General features: G+C 70.2%; 19 protein-coding genes. 6 read left to right on the forward strand and 13 right to left on the reverse strand.

Annotation, left to right across the window (positions count from 1 at the left end):
• Positions 1-86: 86 nt before the first annotated feature.
• The 10 genes from ABDZ92_RS02245 to ABDZ92_RS02290 form a co-directional block, all read right to left on the reverse strand.
• Complete coding sequence (locus tag ABDZ92_RS02245; protein WP_125959006.1) at positions 87-881, reverse strand: transporter; 795 nt, start codon at positions 879-881, stop codon at positions 87-89.
• The gene (xth, locus tag ABDZ92_RS02250; protein ID WP_125959007.1) at positions 878-1648 is read right to left on the reverse strand and encodes an exodeoxyribonuclease III; all 771 of its coding nucleotides are present in this window, start codon (positions 1646-1648) and stop codon (positions 878-880) included. The genes ABDZ92_RS02245 and xth overlap by 4 nt, the downstream gene beginning before the upstream one ends.
• Before the next feature lie 9 nt (positions 1649-1657).
• Complete coding sequence (erpA, locus tag ABDZ92_RS02255) at positions 1658-1999, reverse strand: iron-sulfur cluster insertion protein ErpA (RefSeq protein WP_125959008.1); 342 nt, start codon at positions 1997-1999, stop codon at positions 1658-1660.
• Between the two features lie 83 nt (positions 2000-2082).
• Positions 2083-3267 (reverse strand): M23 family metallopeptidase, encoded by a 1185-nt coding sequence (locus tag ABDZ92_RS02260; RefSeq protein ID WP_125959009.1) that lies wholly within the window; start codon positions 3265-3267, stop codon positions 2083-2085.
• 110 nt (positions 3268-3377) lie between these two features.
• Positions 3378-4172, reverse strand: a complete 795-nt coding sequence (locus tag ABDZ92_RS02265; RefSeq protein WP_125959010.1) for a ferritin-like domain-containing protein — start codon at positions 4170-4172, stop codon at positions 3378-3380.
• Positions 4169-4630, reverse strand: a complete 462-nt coding sequence (locus tag ABDZ92_RS02270; protein ID WP_125959011.1) for a peroxiredoxin — start codon at positions 4628-4630, stop codon at positions 4169-4171. Before ABDZ92_RS02270 ends, ABDZ92_RS02265 begins: the two co-directional genes overlap by 4 nt.
• A complete protein-coding gene (locus ABDZ92_RS02275; RefSeq protein WP_125959012.1) occupies positions 4627-7296 on the reverse strand; it encodes a bifunctional [glutamine synthetase] adenylyltransferase/[glutamine synthetase]-adenylyl-L-tyrosine phosphorylase in 2670 nt (889 codons plus the stop codon). Before ABDZ92_RS02275 ends, ABDZ92_RS02270 begins: the two co-directional genes overlap by 4 nt.
• A gap of 449 nt (positions 7297-7745) precedes the next feature.
• Complete coding sequence (locus tag ABDZ92_RS02280; RefSeq protein ID WP_125959013.1) at positions 7746-8378, reverse strand: sigma-70 family RNA polymerase sigma factor; 633 nt, start codon at positions 8376-8378, stop codon at positions 7746-7748.
• A 111-nt stretch (positions 8379-8489) separates the two neighbouring features.
• The gene (locus ABDZ92_RS02285; RefSeq protein WP_260153890.1) at positions 8490-8624 is read right to left on the reverse strand and encodes a hypothetical protein; all 135 of its coding nucleotides are present in this window, start codon (positions 8622-8624) and stop codon (positions 8490-8492) included.
• 36 nt (positions 8625-8660) lie between these two features.
• Complete coding sequence (locus ABDZ92_RS02290; protein ID WP_125959014.1) at positions 8661-9461, reverse strand: response regulator; 801 nt, start codon at positions 9459-9461, stop codon at positions 8661-8663.
• 297 nt (positions 9462-9758) lie between these two features.
• Between ABDZ92_RS02290 and ABDZ92_RS02295 the strand changes: the two genes are divergently transcribed.
• From ABDZ92_RS02295 to ABDZ92_RS02305, 3 genes are all read left to right on the forward strand, one after another.
• Positions 9759-9935 (forward strand): NepR family anti-sigma factor, encoded by a 177-nt coding sequence (locus ABDZ92_RS02295; protein WP_164521170.1) that lies wholly within the window; start codon positions 9759-9761, stop codon positions 9933-9935.
• A gap of 10 nt (positions 9936-9945) precedes the next feature.
• Positions 9946-11529: a sensor histidine kinase gene (locus tag ABDZ92_RS02300; protein WP_272695240.1), complete on the forward strand. Its 1584-nt coding sequence runs from the start codon at positions 9946-9948 to the stop codon at positions 11527-11529.
• A 334-nt stretch (positions 11530-11863) separates the two neighbouring features.
• On the forward strand, positions 11864-11998 hold the full coding sequence (locus ABDZ92_RS02305; protein ID WP_125959015.1) for an entericidin A/B family lipoprotein: 135 nt from the start codon (positions 11864-11866) through the stop codon (positions 11996-11998).
• Positions 11999-12083: 85 nt separating this feature from the next.
• Here the strand turns inward: ABDZ92_RS02305 and ABDZ92_RS02310 are convergent, their stop codons facing one another.
• Positions 12084-14882, reverse strand: coding sequence for a DUF3857 domain-containing protein (locus ABDZ92_RS02310; protein WP_125959016.1), 2799 nt, complete (start codon positions 14880-14882; stop codon positions 12084-12086).
• Between the two features lie 274 nt (positions 14883-15156).
• On the opposite strand from ABDZ92_RS02310, the gene ABDZ92_RS02315 reads away from it, so the two are divergent.
• The 3 genes from ABDZ92_RS02315 (at position 15157) to ABDZ92_RS02325 (ending at position 17412) form a co-directional block, all read left to right on the forward strand.
• Entirely contained in the window at positions 15157-16272 is a 1116-nt protein-coding gene (locus tag ABDZ92_RS02315; protein ID WP_125959017.1) for an NADH:flavin oxidoreductase, read from the forward strand.
• Positions 16273-16345: 73 nt separating this feature from the next.
• Complete coding sequence (locus tag ABDZ92_RS02320) at positions 16346-17092, forward strand: SDR family oxidoreductase (protein ID WP_125959018.1); 747 nt, start codon at positions 16346-16348, stop codon at positions 17090-17092.
• 80 nt (positions 17093-17172) lie between these two features.
• Entirely contained in the window at positions 17173-17412 is a 240-nt protein-coding gene (locus ABDZ92_RS02325) for a hypothetical protein (RefSeq protein ID WP_125959019.1), read from the forward strand.
• 12 nt (positions 17413-17424) lie between these two features.
• Here the strand turns inward: ABDZ92_RS02325 and uvrC are convergent, their stop codons facing one another.
• Together uvrC and ABDZ92_RS02335 are read right to left on the reverse strand one after the other, a co-directional pair.
• The gene (gene uvrC / locus ABDZ92_RS02330) at positions 17425-19350 is read right to left on the reverse strand and encodes an excinuclease ABC subunit UvrC (RefSeq protein ID WP_125959020.1); all 1926 of its coding nucleotides are present in this window, start codon (positions 19348-19350) and stop codon (positions 17425-17427) included.
• A 312-nt stretch (positions 19351-19662) separates the two neighbouring features.
• On the reverse strand, positions 19663-19983 hold the full coding sequence (locus ABDZ92_RS02335; protein ID WP_125959021.1) for a DMT family transporter: 321 nt from the start codon (positions 19981-19983) through the stop codon (positions 19663-19665).
• Positions 19984-20068 lie beyond the last annotated feature (85 nt).

The raw sequence follows: 20068 nt of genomic DNA on the forward strand, positions 1-20068 counted from the left end.
TGCTTCGGCCTCGTATAGCGCTCGCTCCAGCGGCGGTCGTTCACGGGTTCACGACCTGGCCACGCTGCGCAGGGCGCCGGCAGGCGTCAGAAGCGGCGGGCGATCCCGGCGTAGAGGCGCAGGTCCGGCGTGTCGTGGTCGAGGCCGAAGGCGGTGCCGAAATCGAGCTGCGTGTCGTCGTTCGCCATCCACGCCAGCGCGAGGGCACCGCGGACATAGGTGGCGGGCTCGACCGGATCGTCGTCGCGCCGGACTTCGCCTTCCAGCGTGGTGGTGAGCGCGTCGGTGAGGTCCAGTTCCAGGCCGACGATGTGGCCATAGGCCAGGTGCCGGCCGCGGCCGTCCTCGTCGACTTCGGCCGCCACCTCCGGCGTCAGCTCGAGCGTGAGCGTGTCGCCGAGCGCATAGGCCACGGGCACGATCAGGCTCGCGGCCCAGTCTCCCCCGCCGATCGGCTGGCGACCGACCGGCAGCGTCACCGACGGCTGCACCGCCCAGGAAAAGCCGGAGCCGTCCGGATTGGCGAGGTTCACGCGCGCGCCGAGGGTCACGTCGCCGACGCGATCCTTGCGCTCCGTTTCGCCGAGCACCCGGTCCCGCGTCACGTCGCGGCCATAGGGCTGCCATTCCAGCTGCAGCTCGGCACGGTCGCTGACCCCGAAACGCAGCAGCGTGTCGGCGACCAGCAGCGTGTCGGTGCGCTCCTCGGCGCTGCGATCATGCTCCCAGTCGGCCAGCGCCGTCTCGACGGAGACGGTGCCCTTCTCGACCACGCACGGGTTTTCGCCCAGGCCCGGGCGCGTCGGGCAATAGTCCCGCGCCTGGGCAGCCACGGGCACCAGCAGCGCGGCCGCGAGTGCGGCCCCGGCGATCCGCCTCAACGCAGGCGCACCCAGGTCGGCGCGTGGTCGCTCGCCTTTTCGCGGCCGCGATAGTCCTTGTCGACGCCCGCATCCTGCATCCGGTCCGCCGCGATCGGACTCAGCAGCAGGTGGTCGATGCGAAAGCCCGCGTCGCGCTGCCAGGCGCCGGCCTGATAGTCCCAGAAGGTCCACACCCCGCCCTTGGGGAAGCGGGTGCGCAGTGCGTCGGTCCAGCCCTGCGCCACCAGCGCGCGATAGCCCTGGCGCGATTCCGGCTGCATCAGCGCGTCGCTCGCCATCGCCCGCACCGAATAGACGTCGTCGTCGTTGGGGATGACGTTGTAGTCGCCCGCCAGCACCACCGGCCGCTCCTCGGCCAGCAGCGCGCGGGCGCGATCGGACAGGCGCTCGATCCAGCGCAGCTTATAATCGAACTTGGGGCCGGGCACCGGATTGCCGTTGGGCAGGTAGATCGACGCGATCACCACCCCGTCGACCTCGGTCTCCAGATAGCGGCTGTGCTCGTCCTCCGGCTCCCCGGCAAGGCCGCGCTGGCGCTCCACCGGGTCCGCGCCCCTGGCGAGGACGGCGACGCCGTTGAACCCCTTCTGGCCGTGCCAGACGGCGCCATAACCGGCCGCGCGGATCTCCGCCTCAGGGAAGGTCTCGTCGCTCGACTTGAGCTCCTGCAGGCAGACGACGTCGGGCGTCTGCTCGGCGAGATACTCCAGCAGGCGCGGCAGGCGCGCCTTGATGCCGTTGACGTTGTAGGTGACGATGCGCACGCTTGGGGGTCAGACCGAAAAGCTGGTGCCGCAGCCGCAGCCCGACGCGGCATTGGGGTTCTCGACCTTGAACGCGGCGCCGCCCAGCGACTCCACGAAGTCCACCTGCGCGCCGCGCACGAGGTCCAGGCTCATCGAATCGACGACCAGCCGGACACCGTCGGTCTCAGTGACGCTGTCGTCGCCCTCCGCACCATCGGCAAGGCCGAAGCGATACTGGAAGCCGGAACAGCCCCCGCCCTCGACGGACAGGCGCAGGATGGCGGGCTTGCCCTGACGCGCGGCGATCGCAGCGACACGAGCCGCGGCGGATGGCGTCAGGCCGACTTTGGAAACGGGAATGGTGGCCATGGGCCGGAGATAAGAGGTACGGGGGCCATCGGCAACCATGGTCGCCGTGGCCCCTCTCCTCTCCGTCTCGTGAAGTCGCGCGATCAGTTCGCCGGGCCGCCGACCGCCTGCTGGCGGTTGCGCGCCGCGCGATCCTGCGCCGCCAGCAGCTGGTCGCCTGCCTGCAGATAGGGGATCGGGTTCACGGCGGCGCCGTTGATGCGCACTTCGTAGTGAAGGTGGCTGCCGGTCGAGCGGCCGGTCGAGCCCATCAGGCCGATCAGCTGGCCGCGACGCACGCGGCTGTTCGGCCCGACCAGGATCTTCGACAGGTGGCCGTAGCGGGTCTGGATGCCCTTGCCGTGGTTCAGCTCGACCAGGTTGCCGTAGCCGCCGGCGCGCTGCGCGCGGCCGACGATGCCGTCGGCGGTGGCATAGACCGGCGTGCCGATCGGCCCCGGAAGGTCGATGCCGGCGTGCATCGCGGCGGTGCCACGGAACGGGTCCGAGCGGACGCCGAAGTTGCTCGACAGCTTGATGTTGTCGACCGGCTGGAGCGACGGGATCGCGATCGCCGCCTGCTCGAGCGTGTCGAGCTTCTTCCAGGTCATGAACAGGTTGCGGAACTGGGCATCGGCCTCGTTCGACGATGCGGTGACGGCGGCGGCCTCGGTCGTGCTCACCGGCTCATAGGGCCCGCCCATGGCGAGCTTCTCGGGGCGCAGGCCCAGCTTGCGGAGCTGCTTGGCGGTCTCGGCATAGCGCTCGGCGGTGACTTCCTGTGCCTTGGCCGCAAGCTCTGCCTGGCGCTGCTCGGCGCGCTGGAGCGGCGCGGTCACGCTCGCGACCGCCTTGCTGCCCTGCGGCAGGGGGGCGAGCGCGGCGTCGGCGAGTGCTGCCGGATCACCCTCGCCGGTCAGCACCGCGGCGATCATCGCCTGGCGCTGGTCGATGCGGGCGGCATGGGCAGCGGCGACCTGGCGCAGCTCGGCGACATTGGCCTCCATCGCGCGGACCCGCTGCCGCATCTGGGCGACGGTGGCAGCCTGCTCGGCCTGCGGGGTGAGGCCGGCAGCCGCTGCGGTGTCCACCGCAGCGTTGGCGACGCCATAGCCCGAGAAGCCGAGGGTCAGCGCAGCGGCGGTCGCGGCAAGCGCCTGGGTACGGGCAGCGATGCGGACCCGGCGGCCGGAGCGGCCATCGTGCAGAATGAAATCGCGGAAAGTGAAGAAACGACGGAACCGCTTAGCAATCGCGGCGTTGGCTGAGACGACGTTGCTGATGGTCATACTGAGTCCGGCGATCCAAGTTTCGCGAGCGGTTTCAGGCCGTTCGCCCTTCATCGATGTCTCAGCTGCAGCCCCTCCGCGCTTTGACGAGCCTTGATTGGCCCGACGCATCAGCTTTCTGCAAGCGGCTCATAATAATCCCGCGTCAGACCGGCACACGCGCGCGCTGAATCGTTGAACGGTGGCTTAACGGCCCCGCGGAAGTGCCGCCGCACCAGCGCCTGCCAATGCGGCGCGGGAATGATTCGTTCGATTTTACAACGATGTTGGAACCAGCGGGTGCCGGCCGAAACATGCCGGATTTCATCGGTGTAGATGCGGTGGAGGATGCGCGCCGTCGCCTCGTCGCCGCCCGCCCGCGCCCGCTCCACGGTGGCCGGAGTGACGTCCAGGCCGCGCGCTTCCAGCACCATCGGCACCACCGCCAGACGCGCCAGCGCGTCGTGCGCGGTCTCGATCGCTGCGTCCCACAGCCCGTCGTGCGCCGGCAGCGCGCCATAGTGGCTGCCGAGGTGCCGGAGCCGCCGTTCGAGCACCGCGAAGTGCATCGCCTCGTCCGCACCCACCCCGATCCAGTCGTCGGTGAAGCCGCGCGGGAACTCCGCCCCGAAGCGTCCGGCGGCATCGAACGCCAGGTCGATCGCCACGAACTCGATGTGCGCCAGCGCGTGCAGCAGCGCCAGCCGCCCGCGCTCCGATCCGCCCTTGCCGCGCTTGGGCATGCGATTGGGCGGCAGCAGTTCCGGCCGCTCGGGTCGGCCCGGCCGGTCCGGCATGGCGACGTCGAACGCGAACGCCAGCTCGCCCCGCCGCCACGCCCGCGCCGCCGCCCGCGCCCGCTTCACCTTGGTGCGCGGGTCGGCGGTCTCCAGAACGGCGCGGCAGGCCTCGGCAATGCTCGTCATCCGGCCGCCTTCACCCCGCGGGCAGCGGCCAGCACCGCCTCGGCATGGCCAGGCACCTTCACCTTGCGCCACGCCTGCACCAGCCGCCCCTCGGCATCGAACAGGAAGGTCGCGCGCTCGATGCCCATGTAGCTGCGGCCATAGAGCTTCTTCTCGCCCCAGACGCCGAACGCCTCGCACGCAGGCCCCTCGTCGCTCGCCAGCCGCACCGCCAGCCCGTGCTTGGCGACGAACCGCTCGAGCTTGGCAGGGGCGTCCTTGGACACGCCGATCACCTCGACGCCGGCCGCACGGAACTGCGGCTGGAGGTCGCTGAAGTCGATCGCCTCGCGCGTGCAGCCGGTCGTGTCCGCCTTGGGATAGAAATAGACCACCAGCGGCCGCACCGACGGAAGGTCGATGACGGTCCCGTCGCTCGCCGTCAGCGTCACTGCCGGAATGGCATCGCCCTCGTTCATCCCGCGTCCTTCCCGTTGCTCACTGCCGCCCACGCAGCGGCAACCCGTTGCCGTGCCGCATCGAGCGAGGCAACCGTGCTGTCCCAATCGGCCTGGCCGAGCGCCCGCGCGACCAGCGCCCGCGACGCCGGCGGCGGCAGCTGCGCATCGGGCGCGACGAGCCGGAACGTCACCAGCGCGCGCGTCAGCAGCGCATGCGCCTCCACCAGCCCCGGCGGCAGCAACCCGGCCGCCTCCAATGCCGCGGTCGCGCTCGGCAGGTCGGCATGGAAGCCGGTGCGGTGGACCAGCTGGACGACATGCACGGCGAACTCCAGGTCGACCAGCCCGCCGGGTGCGAGCTTGACGTCGAGCGGCCCGCCGGCCGGCTTGTGCCGCGCCATCTCCGCCCGCATCTCCCGCGCTTCGGCGACGATGTCGCGCTCCGGCCGGTCGCCTTCCAGCACCGCGCGGATGACGCCGGCCACCTGTTCGCGCGCGCCTGCGGAGCCGAACACGGGCCGCGCGCGCGTCAGCGCCATATGCTCCCAGGTCCAGGCGCTCTCGCGCTGGTAGCGGGCAAAGCCCTCCAGCGAGACCACCAGCGGCCCCTGCGCCCCCGACGGCCGCAACCGCGTGTCGATTTCGTAGAGGGGGCCCGAGGCGGTCGGCACCGACAGCGCCGCGGTCACCCGCTGCGCCAGCCGGTTGTAGTAGAGCACCGCCCCAAGCGGCTTGGGCCCGTCCGATTCCGCGCGATAGTCGCCGGTGAAGAGATAGACGACGTCGAGGTCGGAGGCGTGGGTGAGCAGCCCGCCACCCAGCCGCCCGAGCGCCACGATCACCAACTCGCTGTCCGGCACCCGCCCGTGCTGGGCCGCGAACTCGGCGACGGTGGCGGCGACCAGCGTCTCGATCGCCGCCTCGGCCACCCGCGCATAGCCCGCCGCCACCGTCATCGGGTCGCTGGTGCCGGCGATGATCTGCGCGCCCAGGGCAAAGCGCTTCTCGCCCACGATCGCGCGGGCATGATCGAGCACCGCCTCATAGGACGCGCCCGCCTCGCGCGGGGCCATCTCGGCCGCAAGCTCTGACACCTCCCCCACCGGCTCCAGCGCGCTCGCATCGATCAGCCCGTCGAGCAGCGTCGCACGCCGCGCGAGCGCCTCCGCCAGGGTCGGCGCATGGCAGAGGATCGCACTCAGCAGCTTGGCGAGCGCTGGCTGCGCCTCCAGCAGGCGGAACAGGTTGATCGCGCTCGGCAGCCGCCCCAGCATGCCATCGAGCCGGATCAGCGCCTGATACGGGTCGCTCGCGCTCGCCAGGCTGCTCAGCATCTCCGGCAGCGCCGCCTCCAGCGCGGTGCGGGCAGCCGGGCTGCGGAGCGCGGGATAGCGGCCGCTGCGCCAATCGGCGATGCGCCGCGCCGCCTGGTCGGCGGGGTCGAAGCCAAGCTCGTCCAGCCGCGCCTCCAGCAGCTGCGGGTCCGCCGGCACCGCCGGCCGGTCGGTCGCGCCCAGCGTGTCGTACACCGCCGCCACGCCCTCCACCTTCGGGCGCAGCAGATCGAGCAGGGCGGCGCCGTCCGCCAGCCCGTGCAGCCGTGCGACATTGTCGAGCGCCTCCGGCGAGGTCGGCAGGCTGTGCGTCTGGCGATCGTCGACCATCTGCAACCGGTGCTCGATCGTGCGGAACAGCGTGTAGCCCTCCGCCAGCGTGGCGGCCTGTTCGGGGTCGATCCAGCCCGCCCTGGCGAGCACGGCGAGTGCGTCCAGGGTCGCCGGCGCGCGCAGGCTGCGGTCGCGGCCGCCATGGATCAGCTGGTGCACCTGGGCGAAGAACTCCGCCTCGCGGATGCCGCCGCGCCCGCGCTTCAGGTCATAGCCGGGGCCGAACGCCTGGCCTTGGGCATAATGGTCGCGAATGCGCCCGGAGATCTGCCGGATCTCCGCCACCGCGCCATAGTCCAGCGCGCGCCGCCACACGAACGGGCGGATCGCGACCAGGAACCGCCGCCCCAGCGCCAGGTCGCCCGCCGCCGCCCGCGCGCGGATGAAGGCGGCGCGCTCCCACGGCAGCGCCTGCGATTCATAATAGCTGATCGCCGCGCCCACCGGCAGCGCGATCGGCGATGCCTCGGGCGCAGGCCGCAGCCGCAGGTCCACGCGCAGCACATAGCCGTCGCCGTCGCGCGTCTGGAGCAGCTCGGTCGCGCGCCGGGCGATCTTGATCGCCGCCTCGTCCGGCGTCTCCCGCTCGCGGTGCGGCAGCGTCGCGCGATCGAACAGCAGGATCGGGTCCACATCGGACGAATAGTTGAGCTCGCGGCTGCCCTGCTTGCCGAGCGCGATCGCCACGAACCCCTGCGGCGGCGCGCCCGGGGTCCGCTCCTCAATCGCGGCGCGGATCGCCACGTCGAGCGCACGGTCCGCGAAGGCGCTGAGCAGCCCCGTCACCCGACGCAGGTCATAGGCGCCGGAAAGGTCGCCCAGCGCCACCAGCAGCGCGACGCGCCGCCGCTCGATCCGCAGCCGCCGCGCGACCCCCATGTCGGGATCGTCGATGCGTGCGTGCGCAAGCGGATCGTCCGCCCATGCGCCGTCGAGCAGCGGCGCCTCCAGCTCGAGCAGCCGGGCAAGAAACGGGGAGTGCTCCCGCGCGCGCAGAATTGCCGAGTTCAGGTCCATGCCCTCTGGTGCGATGGTTCGGGACGCGGGCGCAACGACAAAAGCGCGATGCGAAAGCAACAAATATCAAGATGTTGAGTTGTTAGGCCGATGGTTACTTCGCCACCCCGCCGGGCCCCCGATGCCGTTTCTGACGCGAACAGGTCGCGCGGCGTCGTTGTGCGTCGCCCCCGGCCCCGCGACGCGATCGGAAACGCGCTTCGTCAGAGTTTCGACGGCATGGAGAACTTGCCGGACGAGTTCGCGCCCTACCTCCGCCTGCTGGACAGGATCAGCCACCGACACTAACGCGGCCCGTCGGCTGACCGCGAGCTAGGAGGCCTAGCCGCACCGGCCTTGCTTCTCGTTCTGGAAAGTGCCGCACCGGCCCGGAGGCAGGCGCGCGGCCACCGGCGTCGCGCGGCGAGGACCCGGGCCCTGCCTGCACAGAAGCCCGCTAGAGCCGGCCGTCAGCGGTCGCGGCTGAGCTCGTTGACCTCGCCCATGATCGCCTCGAGCGCGCTCTGCTCGCCATTGCCCGGGTGCGAGGCACGGGTGGGAAGCTGGCCCTCGGTCAGCAGGGTTTCGAGCGCCACGCGGCCGCGGGCGACGCGGCTCTTGATGGTGCCCACCGCCACGTTGCAGATTTCGGCCGCTTCCTCATAGGCGAAGCCCCCCGCGCCGACGAGGATCAGCGCCTCGCGCTGCGGCTGCGGCAGGTGGAGCAAGGCGCGCTGCATGTCGGACAGCTCGACGTGGCGATCCTGGCTGGCCGGGGCCGCCAGGATGCGGTCGGCCACCAGATCGTCCCACTCGCCCTTGAAGCGCGCACGGCGCATCTGGGAGAGATAGAGGTTACGCAGGATGATGAAGGTCCAGGCGCGCATGTTGGTGCCGGCCTGGAAGCGCTGGCGCGCCGCCCACGCCTTCAACAGCGTTTCCTGAACCAGGTCGTCGGCTAGATCGCGGCTGCCGGAAAGCGAGCGTCCGAAGGCGCGCAGGTGCGGGATGACCTGCGCCAGCTGCTTCTTGAACTCAGGGTCGGACAGCGCGACGTGCTCGGTCGCACCAGTCTCTTCGCCCGTAACTTCCGGTTCAGTCATGAAAATCCGATCGGTGGGCGGCCGCAAGCTCGCGGCGGCGCCATGTTGCCAACATAGGGGATGCGTCCGTCGATTGCCAGCGGGCGCGCCGGCCGGACGCCCGGTCGCGGGTCAGGACCAGAGAATGATCGCGAAAATGACGATCACCAGCGCCAGCGACACCCCCAGGATGTAACGGGTCATCCCGGGGGTCGTGCCCGCACGGGCACGATCGGTGTTCAGATGGGTTCGCTTATCGTCGACCATTCTGCCTAAACCCCCCAGGATCGTTTTGGCTCCGTATCAGATCGTCGGCACCGTCGACTGGTCGAAGAACAGCGCCTGGCTGATCGCCGCCTTGACGGTGGAACGCTGGAACGGCTTGGTGATGAGGAACGTCGGCTCCGGCCGCTCGCCCGTCAGCAGCCGCTCCGGGAACGCCGTGATGAAGATCACCGGCACGTTGAACTCGGCCAGGATGTCTTTGACCGCGTCGATGCCCGAGCTGTCGTCGGCGAGCTGGATGTCGGCGAGCACCAGGCCCGGGCGATCCTCCATCGCCAGCGCCACCGCCTCGTCGCGGGTGACGGCGACGCCGGTCACGTCATGGCCCAGGTCGCGCACGATGGTTTCCAGGTCCATCGCGATCAGCGGCTCGTCCTCGATGATCATCACGCGCGAACGGGTTTGCGCCTCGATCTCGCGCAGCGCCTCGGCCACCAGCGATTCCACTTCTTCTTCGCTGGTGTCGATCAGATAGGCCGTGTCCTCGTTGGTGAAGCCTTCCATCGCGGTCAGCAGCAGCGCCTGACGCGACAGCGGCGCGATGCGGGCGAGCCGGGCACGCGCGATCGCTTCCTGATCGCCGCTCGCTTCTTCGCGCGCGGCGTCTTCGGCCGGGTGAGTCGACGACCAGATCGCCTGGAAGGTACGATAGAGGCCAAGCCGGGGATCGACGTCCCGCGGGAATTCCTCGGGCGCCGCCACGATCGCCTCCAGGGCGGCGCGCACGTAGCGGTCGCCTTCCGACTGGCTGCCCGTGAGCGCACGACCGTAGCGCCGCAGGAAAGGAAGATGCGGCGCCAGTTGCTGTCCAAGCGACATGATCGGGTAGGTCTCCTCCAGAGGTGGACGGCCATTCTGGGGAGCCGTCCAAACGTTTGCAATTCACTTTCACGACGGCGGAAGAGACGCTCTCCCCCGATTTCGCGTCGGGGTTGGAACCAACGAGGACGAATTTGGTTTCACGCCATGCGCCGGTGCTTTGCCTGCATGCGGATGCGGGCAGCCGCTGCATGCATCCGTCGGGTTGGCGTGGCCGCATTTGTTCATGTAGTGCACGGCTGTTCATGTAGTGCACGGCACGGGTGCCGCGCTTAGGGGGCTTAGGGTGTGCAGTTGGTGACGGGTTCGAACGAAACGGAACGGCAGGAACGCGCCGCGACCGCGGACGGCAAGCAGAAGCCTGAGGAAGGCAAGCAGAAGAACGTCGGTGACGCGCTGCGCGCTGTCTATCAGGATGCCGCTGGGGAAGAGATCCCCGACGAGATGCTCGACCTGCTCAGCAAGCTGAAATAGCGCCACCTTCGTGGCCGAAGACGATCTCGAACGCCGCAGGCCGATGGTGCCTGTGGCGGCGTTTCAGCACCTGACGACGGGTGCGCGTGTTTTCCTGATTCTCAGCATCGCGCTGCTGCCGCTGGCGCTGATCGCCTTGTTCGCGACGCTGCAGACGACGCGGACGGTGGACGTAGAGACGCGCGCGCGCCTGCGCGTGGCCGGGCTGGAGGCGTCGCGTGCGCTTGCCAACGAACTCGTCGGCGACCTGACGGCGCTGCGCGTCGCGCTGCGGGCCATCGACAGCGATGTCCAGGACGCCCCCAGCTGCGCCCGCGTCCAGGGGATCTTCGCCCAGCAGTCCGCCGCCGGCATCCGCTTCGAGATCGCCGATGCGACCGGCCGCACGCTGTGCGGTGCGCAACTGCCGGTGCCGCTGCCCGCCCTGTCCGATCCCGGCCGCCTCCAGGTGACGCTGCTCCCGGCGCAGGGCCTGTTGGTCCACCTGCCCGATGCGCCCAACGGCACGCGTGCCGACGCCTTCTTCCCGACCGAAGTGCTGGCCGACGTCGCCCGCCCGAGCGGCTTCGTGCCCCCCTATGCCGCCGAGCTGCAGCGCGGCGACGAGATGCCGCTCCAGCTCCAGGGCCTGCCGCGCAGGGGAGCGCTCGAACGTCGCGAGACGCTGGTGGTGCCGCTCGGCTTCGACGAGCTCGCCTTCTCCATGTCGGTGCGCAGCGCCCCGATCACCTCGCCCGTGCTGGTGGCGATGCTGCTGCCGCTGCTGATGTGGGCCGCCGCCGCCGGCATCGGCTGGTTCGTGGTGGACCGCCTGCTGATCCGCCCGCTGCGCCGCCTGCGCGCGAGCGTCGCCTCCTATACCCCGGGCGAGGTGATCCGCAGCGTCGACTATGGCGCCGTCCCCGCCCACGAGATCGCCGAGCTGGGCGAGACTTTCCAGGCGATCACCCGCACGGTGCAGGAGCATGAGGGCAACCTCGCCGAAGGGCTGGTCCGCCAGACCAAGCTCACGCGCGAGGTCCATCACCGGGTCAAGAACAACCTCCAGGTGATCGCCAGCCTGATCAACTTCCATGCGCGCAGCGCGCCCAGTGCCGACGCGAGCGAGGCCTATGCCTCGATCCAGCGCCGGGTGGACGCGCTGGCGGTGGTGCACCGCCACCATTTCGCCGAGCTGGAGGAAAATCGCGGGCTGGAGCTGCGCGCGGTGATTGGCGAACTCGCCTCCAACATCCGTGCGACCGCCCCCGAACACGCCTCCGGCCTCGGCATCACCATCGATGTCGAGCCGCTGCTGGTGTCGCAGGACGTCGGCGTCGCCGTCTCGTTCCTGCTGACCGAGCTGATCGAGCTGGCGATGATGGTCAATCCGAGCACCCAGGCGCGCATTTCGGCCAAGGTGTCGCAGCCCGAACAGGTGGTGTTGCGGGTGAGTTCGCCGGCGCTGGTCGAAAGCGCCGAACTGAGCGAGCTGGTCGCCTCGCGCTATGGCCGGGTGCTGCTCGGCCTCTCGCGCCAGCTGCGCTCCCCCCTCCACCACGATCCGCTGGTGGGCGCCTATGAAATCGCGATCAGCGCGCGTTCGGCGCGCTGATCCACGGCGTTCCGCGGGTCGTTACGCCGCTGCGGAAAAAAGAATCTCCCCGAGCGTTTTTCCCCGGAACCACCGCCCCCAAGCGACGTTTTGTTCTTCGGATAGCGACCTTATGCCCCCCCCGCTCTCGCTATCCAGAACACGGGCCCGGAAGCGTCTACCCTCCCCCCCCCCCGGTGACGCTTCCGGGCCCACATTCCTTCCAGCATCGAGATCCCACCGCGGCAGCGCTGCAACAGCTGCGCGCGGTTTTTGCGTGGTCGATCCGACTGCGGAACGAAAATCGCGGCGAGGCATTCCCATCCTGCAGATTCAACGGTTCATGGAGGATTTCATGCGCAAGGTTTTTGGTTTGATGGCGATCGCCGGCGCGCTGATGGTCAGCGCGTGCAACACGGTCGAGGGCGCGGGCCGCGACGTCTCGTCGGCAGGCGATGCCGTCTCGGACGCTGCGAGCGACAGCAAGTAAGCGCACCTTCCTGGTACGCGAACGGGCGGTCCGGACATCCCGGGCCGCCCGTTTCTTTTTGCCCGACGAACGTCGGTTCAGGGGATCAGGGCTTGATCCCGTAGCGGGCATATTCCTCGGCGATGCGTGGCGACTGCAGCGTTGCCGCGGCGAAGTCGGCGGCGCTGCCGGCCGCATCGCCCTTCGCCTTGCGCACCACGCCCCGCATGAACAGCGAGGCCGGCATCCCTGGCGCCATCTCCAGCGCCGCATCGAAGTCCGCCAGCGCGTCGTCCAGCCGGTTCATCCGGAAATAGACCATGCCGCGGCTGTCCAGGATGCTGGACGGGCTCTCCGCAAGCTCGATCGCCTTGGTGCAGTCGCGCAGCGCCGTGTCGAGCGCGACGTTGCGCGTCCCCTTCAGCCAGCACCGCCCGTTGAGCAGCGTCGCCTGGCCGGGGCTCGTCTTCACTGCCGTATCCAGGGAGGCGAGCGCATCATCGACGCGCCCTCCTTCGGCCAGGACGTTGCTGCGCACCAGTTGCAGGTTGCTGCGCTGCTCGCCGCCGGTCGGGCTCTGCCGGTCGATCCGGGCGAGCGCCGCGGTCGCCTGGCCATGCTCCGCCTCGAACTGTGCGATCGCGAGCTGCACGGGGATGCTGGCGGGCTCCAGCGTTTCGGCCGCGCGCAGATCGGCCAGCGCCTTGGCGTCATCGTTGACCTGCTGGTGCAACTCCGCGCGCCACAGATACCGGTCGATCGTCGCGCCGAGCGCGATCGCCTGGTCCACGTCCGCCAGCGCGCCGCGCCAGTCATAGAGGCCGGTGCGGAAGCGTGCGCGGCGCTCGAATGCCTCGGCCGACTTGGGGTTCGCCGCCAGATCCTTGGCATAGACCGCCTCCAGCGCACCCAGCCGCTTGTCGCGGCGGGCGGCCATCACCTCTTCCCAATGCGCCGGCCGCTGCTCGGGCGCGACGGCCACCAGCAGCCGGTTCTTGGCCTGGGCGACGCGTGCGCGCTGCGCCGCGATCTCGCCCGGCGCGATCTCGGCCCCGTCGGCGAGCAGCACGTCGCGCGCGACCAGCCATCCGCCTTCCTGCGTCACCTGGCGCTGAACCGTCAGGCCGGCGTAGCGGCCGGCCAGCTCGCGGTCGCCCTCCAGCGTCACGCCCTTGCCGCCGTCCGGCAGGTGTACGCGGGTGGTCGCCTCGGTATGCGAGGGGCCGTTGGTCGCGACGGGCAGCTGCTGCCAGGCGGTGCGCGACCGGTCGGGCTCGAAGCTCAGCTGCCCGATCGCCCGGTCCAGCCCCAGCCGAAGCTTCTGCTCCTCCAGCTCCCACGCACTGTCCGCGATGCCGGAGGCCTCGATCGTGGCGATGCCGCTGGCAGCATCCCAGCGGATCGAACGATCGACGATCAGCGCGCCGCCCAGGAGGCGCGACAGGATGCCGCCGACCAGTTCGTCCTTCTGCTGGCGGTCGGCCTGGGAGGCGGCAAGGTTCAGCTCCTGCCCCATCGCGCCGCGCACCTCCAACGTCGCCTTGAACGGCGTCGGCAGGGTGAAGCCCGCGCTCTGGTCGATCTCCAGCATCGAGCGGCCCTGCGGCCGTGCCGGCGCGACCGTCGGCAGCGGCATCAGCCCGGCGCCCGCCGAACGCAGCGGCAGGACATTGCGGAACGGCGGCGTGTCGCCCAGGTCCTCGCGCCGGACGCCCGAGTCAGTCCCGTCCAGCCACAGCGTGCGCCCGTTGACGGTCGCCCGCACAATCACATGGTTGAACGCGGCCGCGCTCGGCAGCCGCTCCGCCACCAGGTCGCCCATGCCGATGCTCGCGAGCACCGGCTCCGCCTCCACGTCCAGGGCATGGAGCAGCGCCAGCAGCAGCAGCGTCTTCGCCTTGCAGTCGCCATAGCGGCGCTGCCACGTGTCGGCCGGCGACTGCGGGTGGTAATTGCCGCCCGCCATGCCGTTGAACAGGTAGCGCACCTCGTCCTGCACCAGCCGCAGCGCGGCGGCCGTCCGGTCGATCGGCGCGGCGTGGGCCGCCTTGATCTTGGCGACTTCCGCCGCGAGCGGACTTCCCGGCGCGATCAACCCCGCGGTGCGGTAGAGCGGCTCCATGGTGCGCGAGACCGCCTGCCAGTCGGCGAAGCTCGTCGCCTCCAGGATCTCCAGGCGGCGGAAGCGGGCCGGCGCGTCGCCCGGCAGTTCCTCCGCCTTCGCCAGCGGTACGGTCACCTCCAGCTCCTGATAGGCCCCCGCGCGCATCGGCATCGGCGACATGCCCTTGCCGTGCGCGTTCCACTTCACCGGGGTGGCGCCGTCCCACAGCAGGCGCGCGCGGGCGAAGCCGACGCGTAGCGGCTCGCTGACCAGCGGCATCACCGTCTGGACGTTGCCCGCCAGCGCCGAATCCTTGTTGGTGTTGGAAAAGGTCACGCGCAGCACGTCGCCGACGCGCAGCCCCTCCACGGTCATGGTCGCCGTCAGCACGCCGGTCAGCTGCAGCTGCTCCAGCTGCTCCTCGCGGCGGAGCACCGTGAAGCGTTCGCCCTTGGCGAGCGCGTCGATGCGCTCGTTGCCGCGCAGGATCTCGACGCGGTGGATGATCAGGTCACCGCCGTCCGGCTGCCACGGCAGCTGCACGGTACCCGCCTGGTTGAGCGTCTGGGCAGAGGCGATCCGGGTCGCGCTGTCGGTATAGGCCCAGCTCTGCCCGTCGTGCAGCCGCTGCTGCTGGTCGAACAGCATCACCACCGGCGACTCGCCGTCCAGCTTGCCCGTGTCGATCGGCGGCGCCGGCTTCACCCAGCCGGGCGCCGGCTGATACAGCGGCTTGTCCCCGGCCCAGGCAGGAGCCGATGCCAGCAGCAGTGCCAGCGCCGACGCACAACGATATCGCATGAATTCCCCCTCTTCCCCGCCGCCAGCCTAGGCCGGTTTCGGAGCCGCGCAAATGGGCATTTCATGCAGTATCGGTGCATTTTTTCAGAAGCTTGGGGTGGTCCGCGCCCTTCCTGCCGCGGCGTGCCGGATCGCAACTCGCTGAAGCATCGAGAACCCCTCCCAGGCATCGATCCGTTTCCGGAACGCACCTTCGATACCGCCCGGTACGGTATTGACCTTCGCCTTGCGGTGTATACCTGAGCGGCTCCTGTTTTGAACGGAGCCCCCCTGCATGTCCGCTTCCGCCGACGTCCTCTTCCGCCCCTTCCGCATCAAGTCGCTCGAGCTCGCCAACCGCATCGTCATGGCACCCATGACGCGCGGCTTCGCGCCGGCCGGCATCCCCGGCGAGCCCCAGGCCGCCTATTACCGCCGCCGCGCCGAAGGGGGCGTCGGCCTGATCCTGTCCGAAGGCACGGTGATCGACCGCCCCGCGTCGCGCAACATGGCGGGCATCCCGCTGTTCCACGGCGAGCAGGCGCTGGCCGGCTGGCAGCAGGTGATCGACACCGTACACGCCACCGGCGGCAAGATGGGCCCGCAGATCTGGCATACCGGCTCCACGGTCGGCCCGGATGGCTGGGAGCCGGACGCCCCGGTCGAAAGCCCGTCGGGCCTGCTCGCCCCCGGCAAGCCGCGCGGCGAGACGATGAGCGAGGAGGCGATCGCCGACACCATCGCCGCCTTCGCCCGCGCGGCCGCCGACGCCAAGCGGCTGGGCTTCGACACCGTCGAGCTGCACGGCGCCCACGGCTATCTGATCGACCAGTTCTTCTGGGCGGGCACCAACGAGCGCACCGATCGCTGGGGCGGCGCCACCATCCGCGAGCGCTCGCGCTTCGCGGGCGAGGTGGTGAAGGCGGTGCGCGAGGCGGTCGGCCCCGATTATCCGATCATCCTGCGCCTGAGCCAATGGAAGCAGCAGGACTATGCCGCGCGTCTGGCCGAAACGCCCGAGCTGATGGCCGACTGGCTGCAGCCGCTGGTCGATGCCGGCGTCGATGTGCTCCACTGCTCGCAGCGCCGCTTCTGGGAGCCCGAGTTCCCCGAGCTGGACGGCGAAAAGGGCCTGAACTTCGCCGGCTGGGCAAAGAAGCTGACCGGTGCGGCCACCATCAGCGTCGGTTCGGTCGGGCTCTCGGGCGAGTTCCTGGCAGCGTTCGGCGGTGAAAGCTCCTCGACCGTCGGCATCGAGAACCTGATCGAGCGCATGGAACGCGACGAGTTCGACCTGATCGCGGTCGGCCGTGCGCTCATCAGCAACCCCGACTGGGTCGCCCGTATCCGCGAAGGCGACGCCACCAAGGTGAAGGGCTTCGAAGCCTCGGCCCTCGGCGAACTGGTCTGATCCCGGCGCCGGCGCGTCTCCCACGGATGCGCCGGCGCTTCGGCAATCGTCCCGGCCACGCTATGGCGCTGCCATGGAACAGGACCACAGGCTTGGACGCCGCACGGCGCTGGTGACGGGGGCTTCGGGCGGTCTGGGGCAGACGATCGCCCGCGGCCTTGCGCAGACGGGCGTGCACGTCCTCCTCCAGGGCCGCCGCCGCGCCGCGCTGGAGGCGCTCGCCGCAGCGATCGCTGGGGACGGCGGCTCCGCCGAGCCGCTCGTCGTCGACCTGGAAGACGACGCCGCGCTCGCCGCGTGCGTGGACGCGCTGCCGCCGATCGACATCCTCATCAACAACGCCGGCCACCGCGACCGCCGGCCGCTCGCCGACCTCGACCGTGCCGCGGTCCGCCGCATGCTGGAGGTGAATCTGATCGCGCCGTTCGACCTCGCCCGCCGGCTCGCGCCCGGCATGGCGGCGGGCGGCCGGATCCTCAACATCACCTCGATCGCCGGGCCGCTCGCCCGCAGCGGGGACGCCGCCTACACCGCGTCCAAGGGCGGGCTGGAGGCGCTCACCCGCGCGCTTGCGGCCGAACTCGGCCCGCGCGGCATCACCGTCAACGCGGTCGCACCTGGCTTCTTCGCGACGCAAGCCAATGCCGCGATGGTCGCCGACCCCGCGATCGCCGCGCATCTCGCCACCCGCACCTCGCTCGGCCGCTGGGGCCGGCCGGAGGAGATCGTCGGCCCGGTGCTGTTCCTGACCTCACCCCAGGCCTCCTATGTCACCGGCCAGGTGCTCGCCGTCGACGGCGGCTACACCGCGCACTTCTGAGGGGCTGGAACCCTGCTCGCAGAGCAGCGTAGAATGGCATTGGCCCGCAATCAGCAGGCCGATCGCATGCGGAGACTGGCATGATCCTTTCTGCCCTCGCACTGCTGGCCGCCGGCCAAGCCCAAGCCGCACCGCCTCCCCCGCCCGCATCCGCCGAAGCCGTGCGCTGCGTCGAGCAGACGACGCTCGGCTCGCGCGTACCGCGCAAGCTGTGCCGCACGGAACGGGAATGGGCCGCGATACGCGAACGAAAGGAACGTACGCGCGCGCTCGCCGCTTTCCATCCGAAGAACGGCGGCGTCGGCTTCACCAACGACTGATCCACACGCGCCTCACCGCGCGTGATAGAAGTCGTACACCTGCTGCGCGACCGCGGCCGACACGCCCGGCGCCTTCTGCAGATCGGCGAGGCTCGCACCGCGCACCGCCTTGGCCGTGCCGAAGTGCATCAGCAGCGCCTTCTTGCGCGCGGGGCCGATGCCCGGCACCTCGTCGAGCGGGCTCGCGCCCATCGCCTTGGCGCGCTTCTGCCGGTGCGCGCCGATCGCGAAGCGGTGGACCTCGTCGCGCAGTCGCTGGAGGTAGAACAGCACCGGCGCGTTGACCGGCAGGGTGAACTCGCGCCCGTCCATCAGGTGGAACACCTCGCGTCCCTCGCGACCGTGGTTCGGCCCCTTGGCGACGCCGACCAAGCACACGTCCTCGATGCCCAGATCCTCCAGCACTTCGCGCGCGGCGTTGAGCTGCCCGCGCCCGCCGTCGATCAGCACCAGATCGGGCCACTCGCCCGAATCGCGATCCGGGTCCTCGGCCTGCGCGCGGGCGAAGCGGCGCTGGAACACCTCGCGCATCATGGCGAAGTCGTCGCCCGGCACCGTGTCCTTGTTGCGGATGTTGAACTTGCGATACTGGCCCTTGCGGAACCCCTCCGGCCCCGCGACCACCATCGCGCCCAGCGCAGCGGTGCCCTGGATGTGGCTGTTGTCGTACACCTCGATGCGGTCGGGCGGCTCAGGCAGCTCGAACAGGTCGGCGACTTCGCGCAACAGCTTGGCCTGCGTGGTCGACTCGGCATTGCGCCGGTCGAGCGCCTCGACCGCATTGCGCTGTGCCTGCTCCAGCAGCCGGCGGCGCGGCCCGCGCTGCGGCACCGACAGCGCCACCTTGTGCCCGGCCCGCTCGGCCAGCGCCTCGCCCAGCAGCTCGGCCTCGGCGAGCTCGCGGTCGACGAACACGTTCCGCGGCGGCGGCACCTCCTCGTAGAACTGCATCAGGAAGCTCGCGAGCACCTCGTCCTCGGGCACGTCGCTGGTGTGCTGCGGGAAGAAGCTGCGATGGCCCCAGTTCTGCCCGCCGCGGATGAAGAAGGCCTGGATGCCGATCGTGCCTTCCTTGCACGCCAGCGCGAACACGTCGGCGTCGCCCACGCCATCGGCGTTGATCGCCTGGCTGCCCTGGATGAAGGTCAGCGCCTTCAGCCGGTCGCGCAGCACCGCCGCCAGTTCGAAGTCCATGTTCTCGGCGGCGGCCGTCATCTGCTCGCCGAGCTTCGCCTGAACCTTGGTCGACTTGCCGGCCAGGAAGTCCTTGGCGTCGCCGACCAGCTCGGCATAGCCCGCCTCGTCGATGCGGCCCACGCAGGGCGCCGAGCAGCGCTTGATCTGGTGCAGCAGGCACGGGCGGTCGCGGGTGCGGAAGAAGCTGTCGGTGCAGCTGCGCAGCAGGAACAGCTTCTGGAGCGCGTTGAGCGTCTGGGTAACCGACCCGGCGCTCGCGAACGGGCCGTAGTAGTTGCCCTTGGCACGCCGCGCGCCGCGATGCTTCTGGATGCGCGGGAAATCATGGTCCGCGCGCAGCAGGATGAAGGGGAAGCTTTTGTCGTCGCGCAGCAGCACGTTGTACGGCGGGCGATAGCGCTTGATCAGCTGCGCCTCGAGCAGCAGCGCCTCCGCCTCGTTGTTGGTGGTGACGATCGTCATCGACCGCGTCTGCGACACCATGCGCTGGAGCCGCTTCGACAGCCGCGACACCTGGGTATAGTTCGCCACCCGGTTCTTCAGCGCGCGCGCCTTGCCGACGTACAGCACGTCGCCGCGCGCATCCTGCATGCGGTACACGCCCGGCCGCACCGGCAGCGTCGCGAGCACGTTGCGGATCGCCGCGACGCCCGCCTCCAGGTCGGGCGCATCGGTGCCGCCGCGCACGGTGTAGGCGGCCTTTTCCTCGTTGAATCGGCTGGGAGAATTGGGATCGGACATTGCGTGCCGATCTAGGGAGTCTCACCCTCCCCCGCTAGCGTTGAGGTCGGGCAACTCAGCCTTGCGCCGACCAGCCGTACCCCGGCGGAGGCCGGGGCCCAGTCGGGAAGGCTTCGGCGAGGTCACGCACCCTCCCGTCTGTCCCCCAACTGGGCCCCGGCCTTTGCCGGGGTACAAACAAGGGGCGGGATGTTGCGCCGCCCTCGTGCTCCCGCGAAGGCGGGAGCCCAGGGTACCGCACGCTACCGCCAGTGGTTCTGCTTGGCCCTGGGTCCCCGCGTGCGCGGGGATACGGCGCCTACCCCCGCAGGCTCAAACCCGCGCGAACAGCTTCGTGCCGACCACACCGATCACGATCAGCGCCATGAAGAACGCCTGCATCGGCCCGATGCGGTCGCCGAAGAGCACCGAGCCGCCGATGATCACGCCCACCGCGCCGAGCCCGGTCCACACGGCATAGGCGGTGCCCGCGGGGATGCCGCGCATCGCCAGCGCCAGCAGGCCCATGTTCACGAAGGAAAGGATGATCGGCACCGACGAGGCGGCGATCGTCGCCTGCGTGCCCGCCCACTTCAGGCTCAGCGCCCAGCAGATCTCGGTGACGACGGCGATGCCCAGGATGATCCAGGCCATGAGAAACACTCCTGGGCTCTGGAAAAGGAAAAGGGCGCCGCCGGAAACCCGAGAAGCGGCGCCCCTGTCAGGCTGTGGGAGGGAC

Source organism: Sphingomonas molluscorum, assembly GCF_039522995.1.
GTDB classification, from domain to species: Bacteria; Pseudomonadota; Alphaproteobacteria; order Sphingomonadales; family Sphingomonadaceae; genus Sphingomonas; species Sphingomonas molluscorum.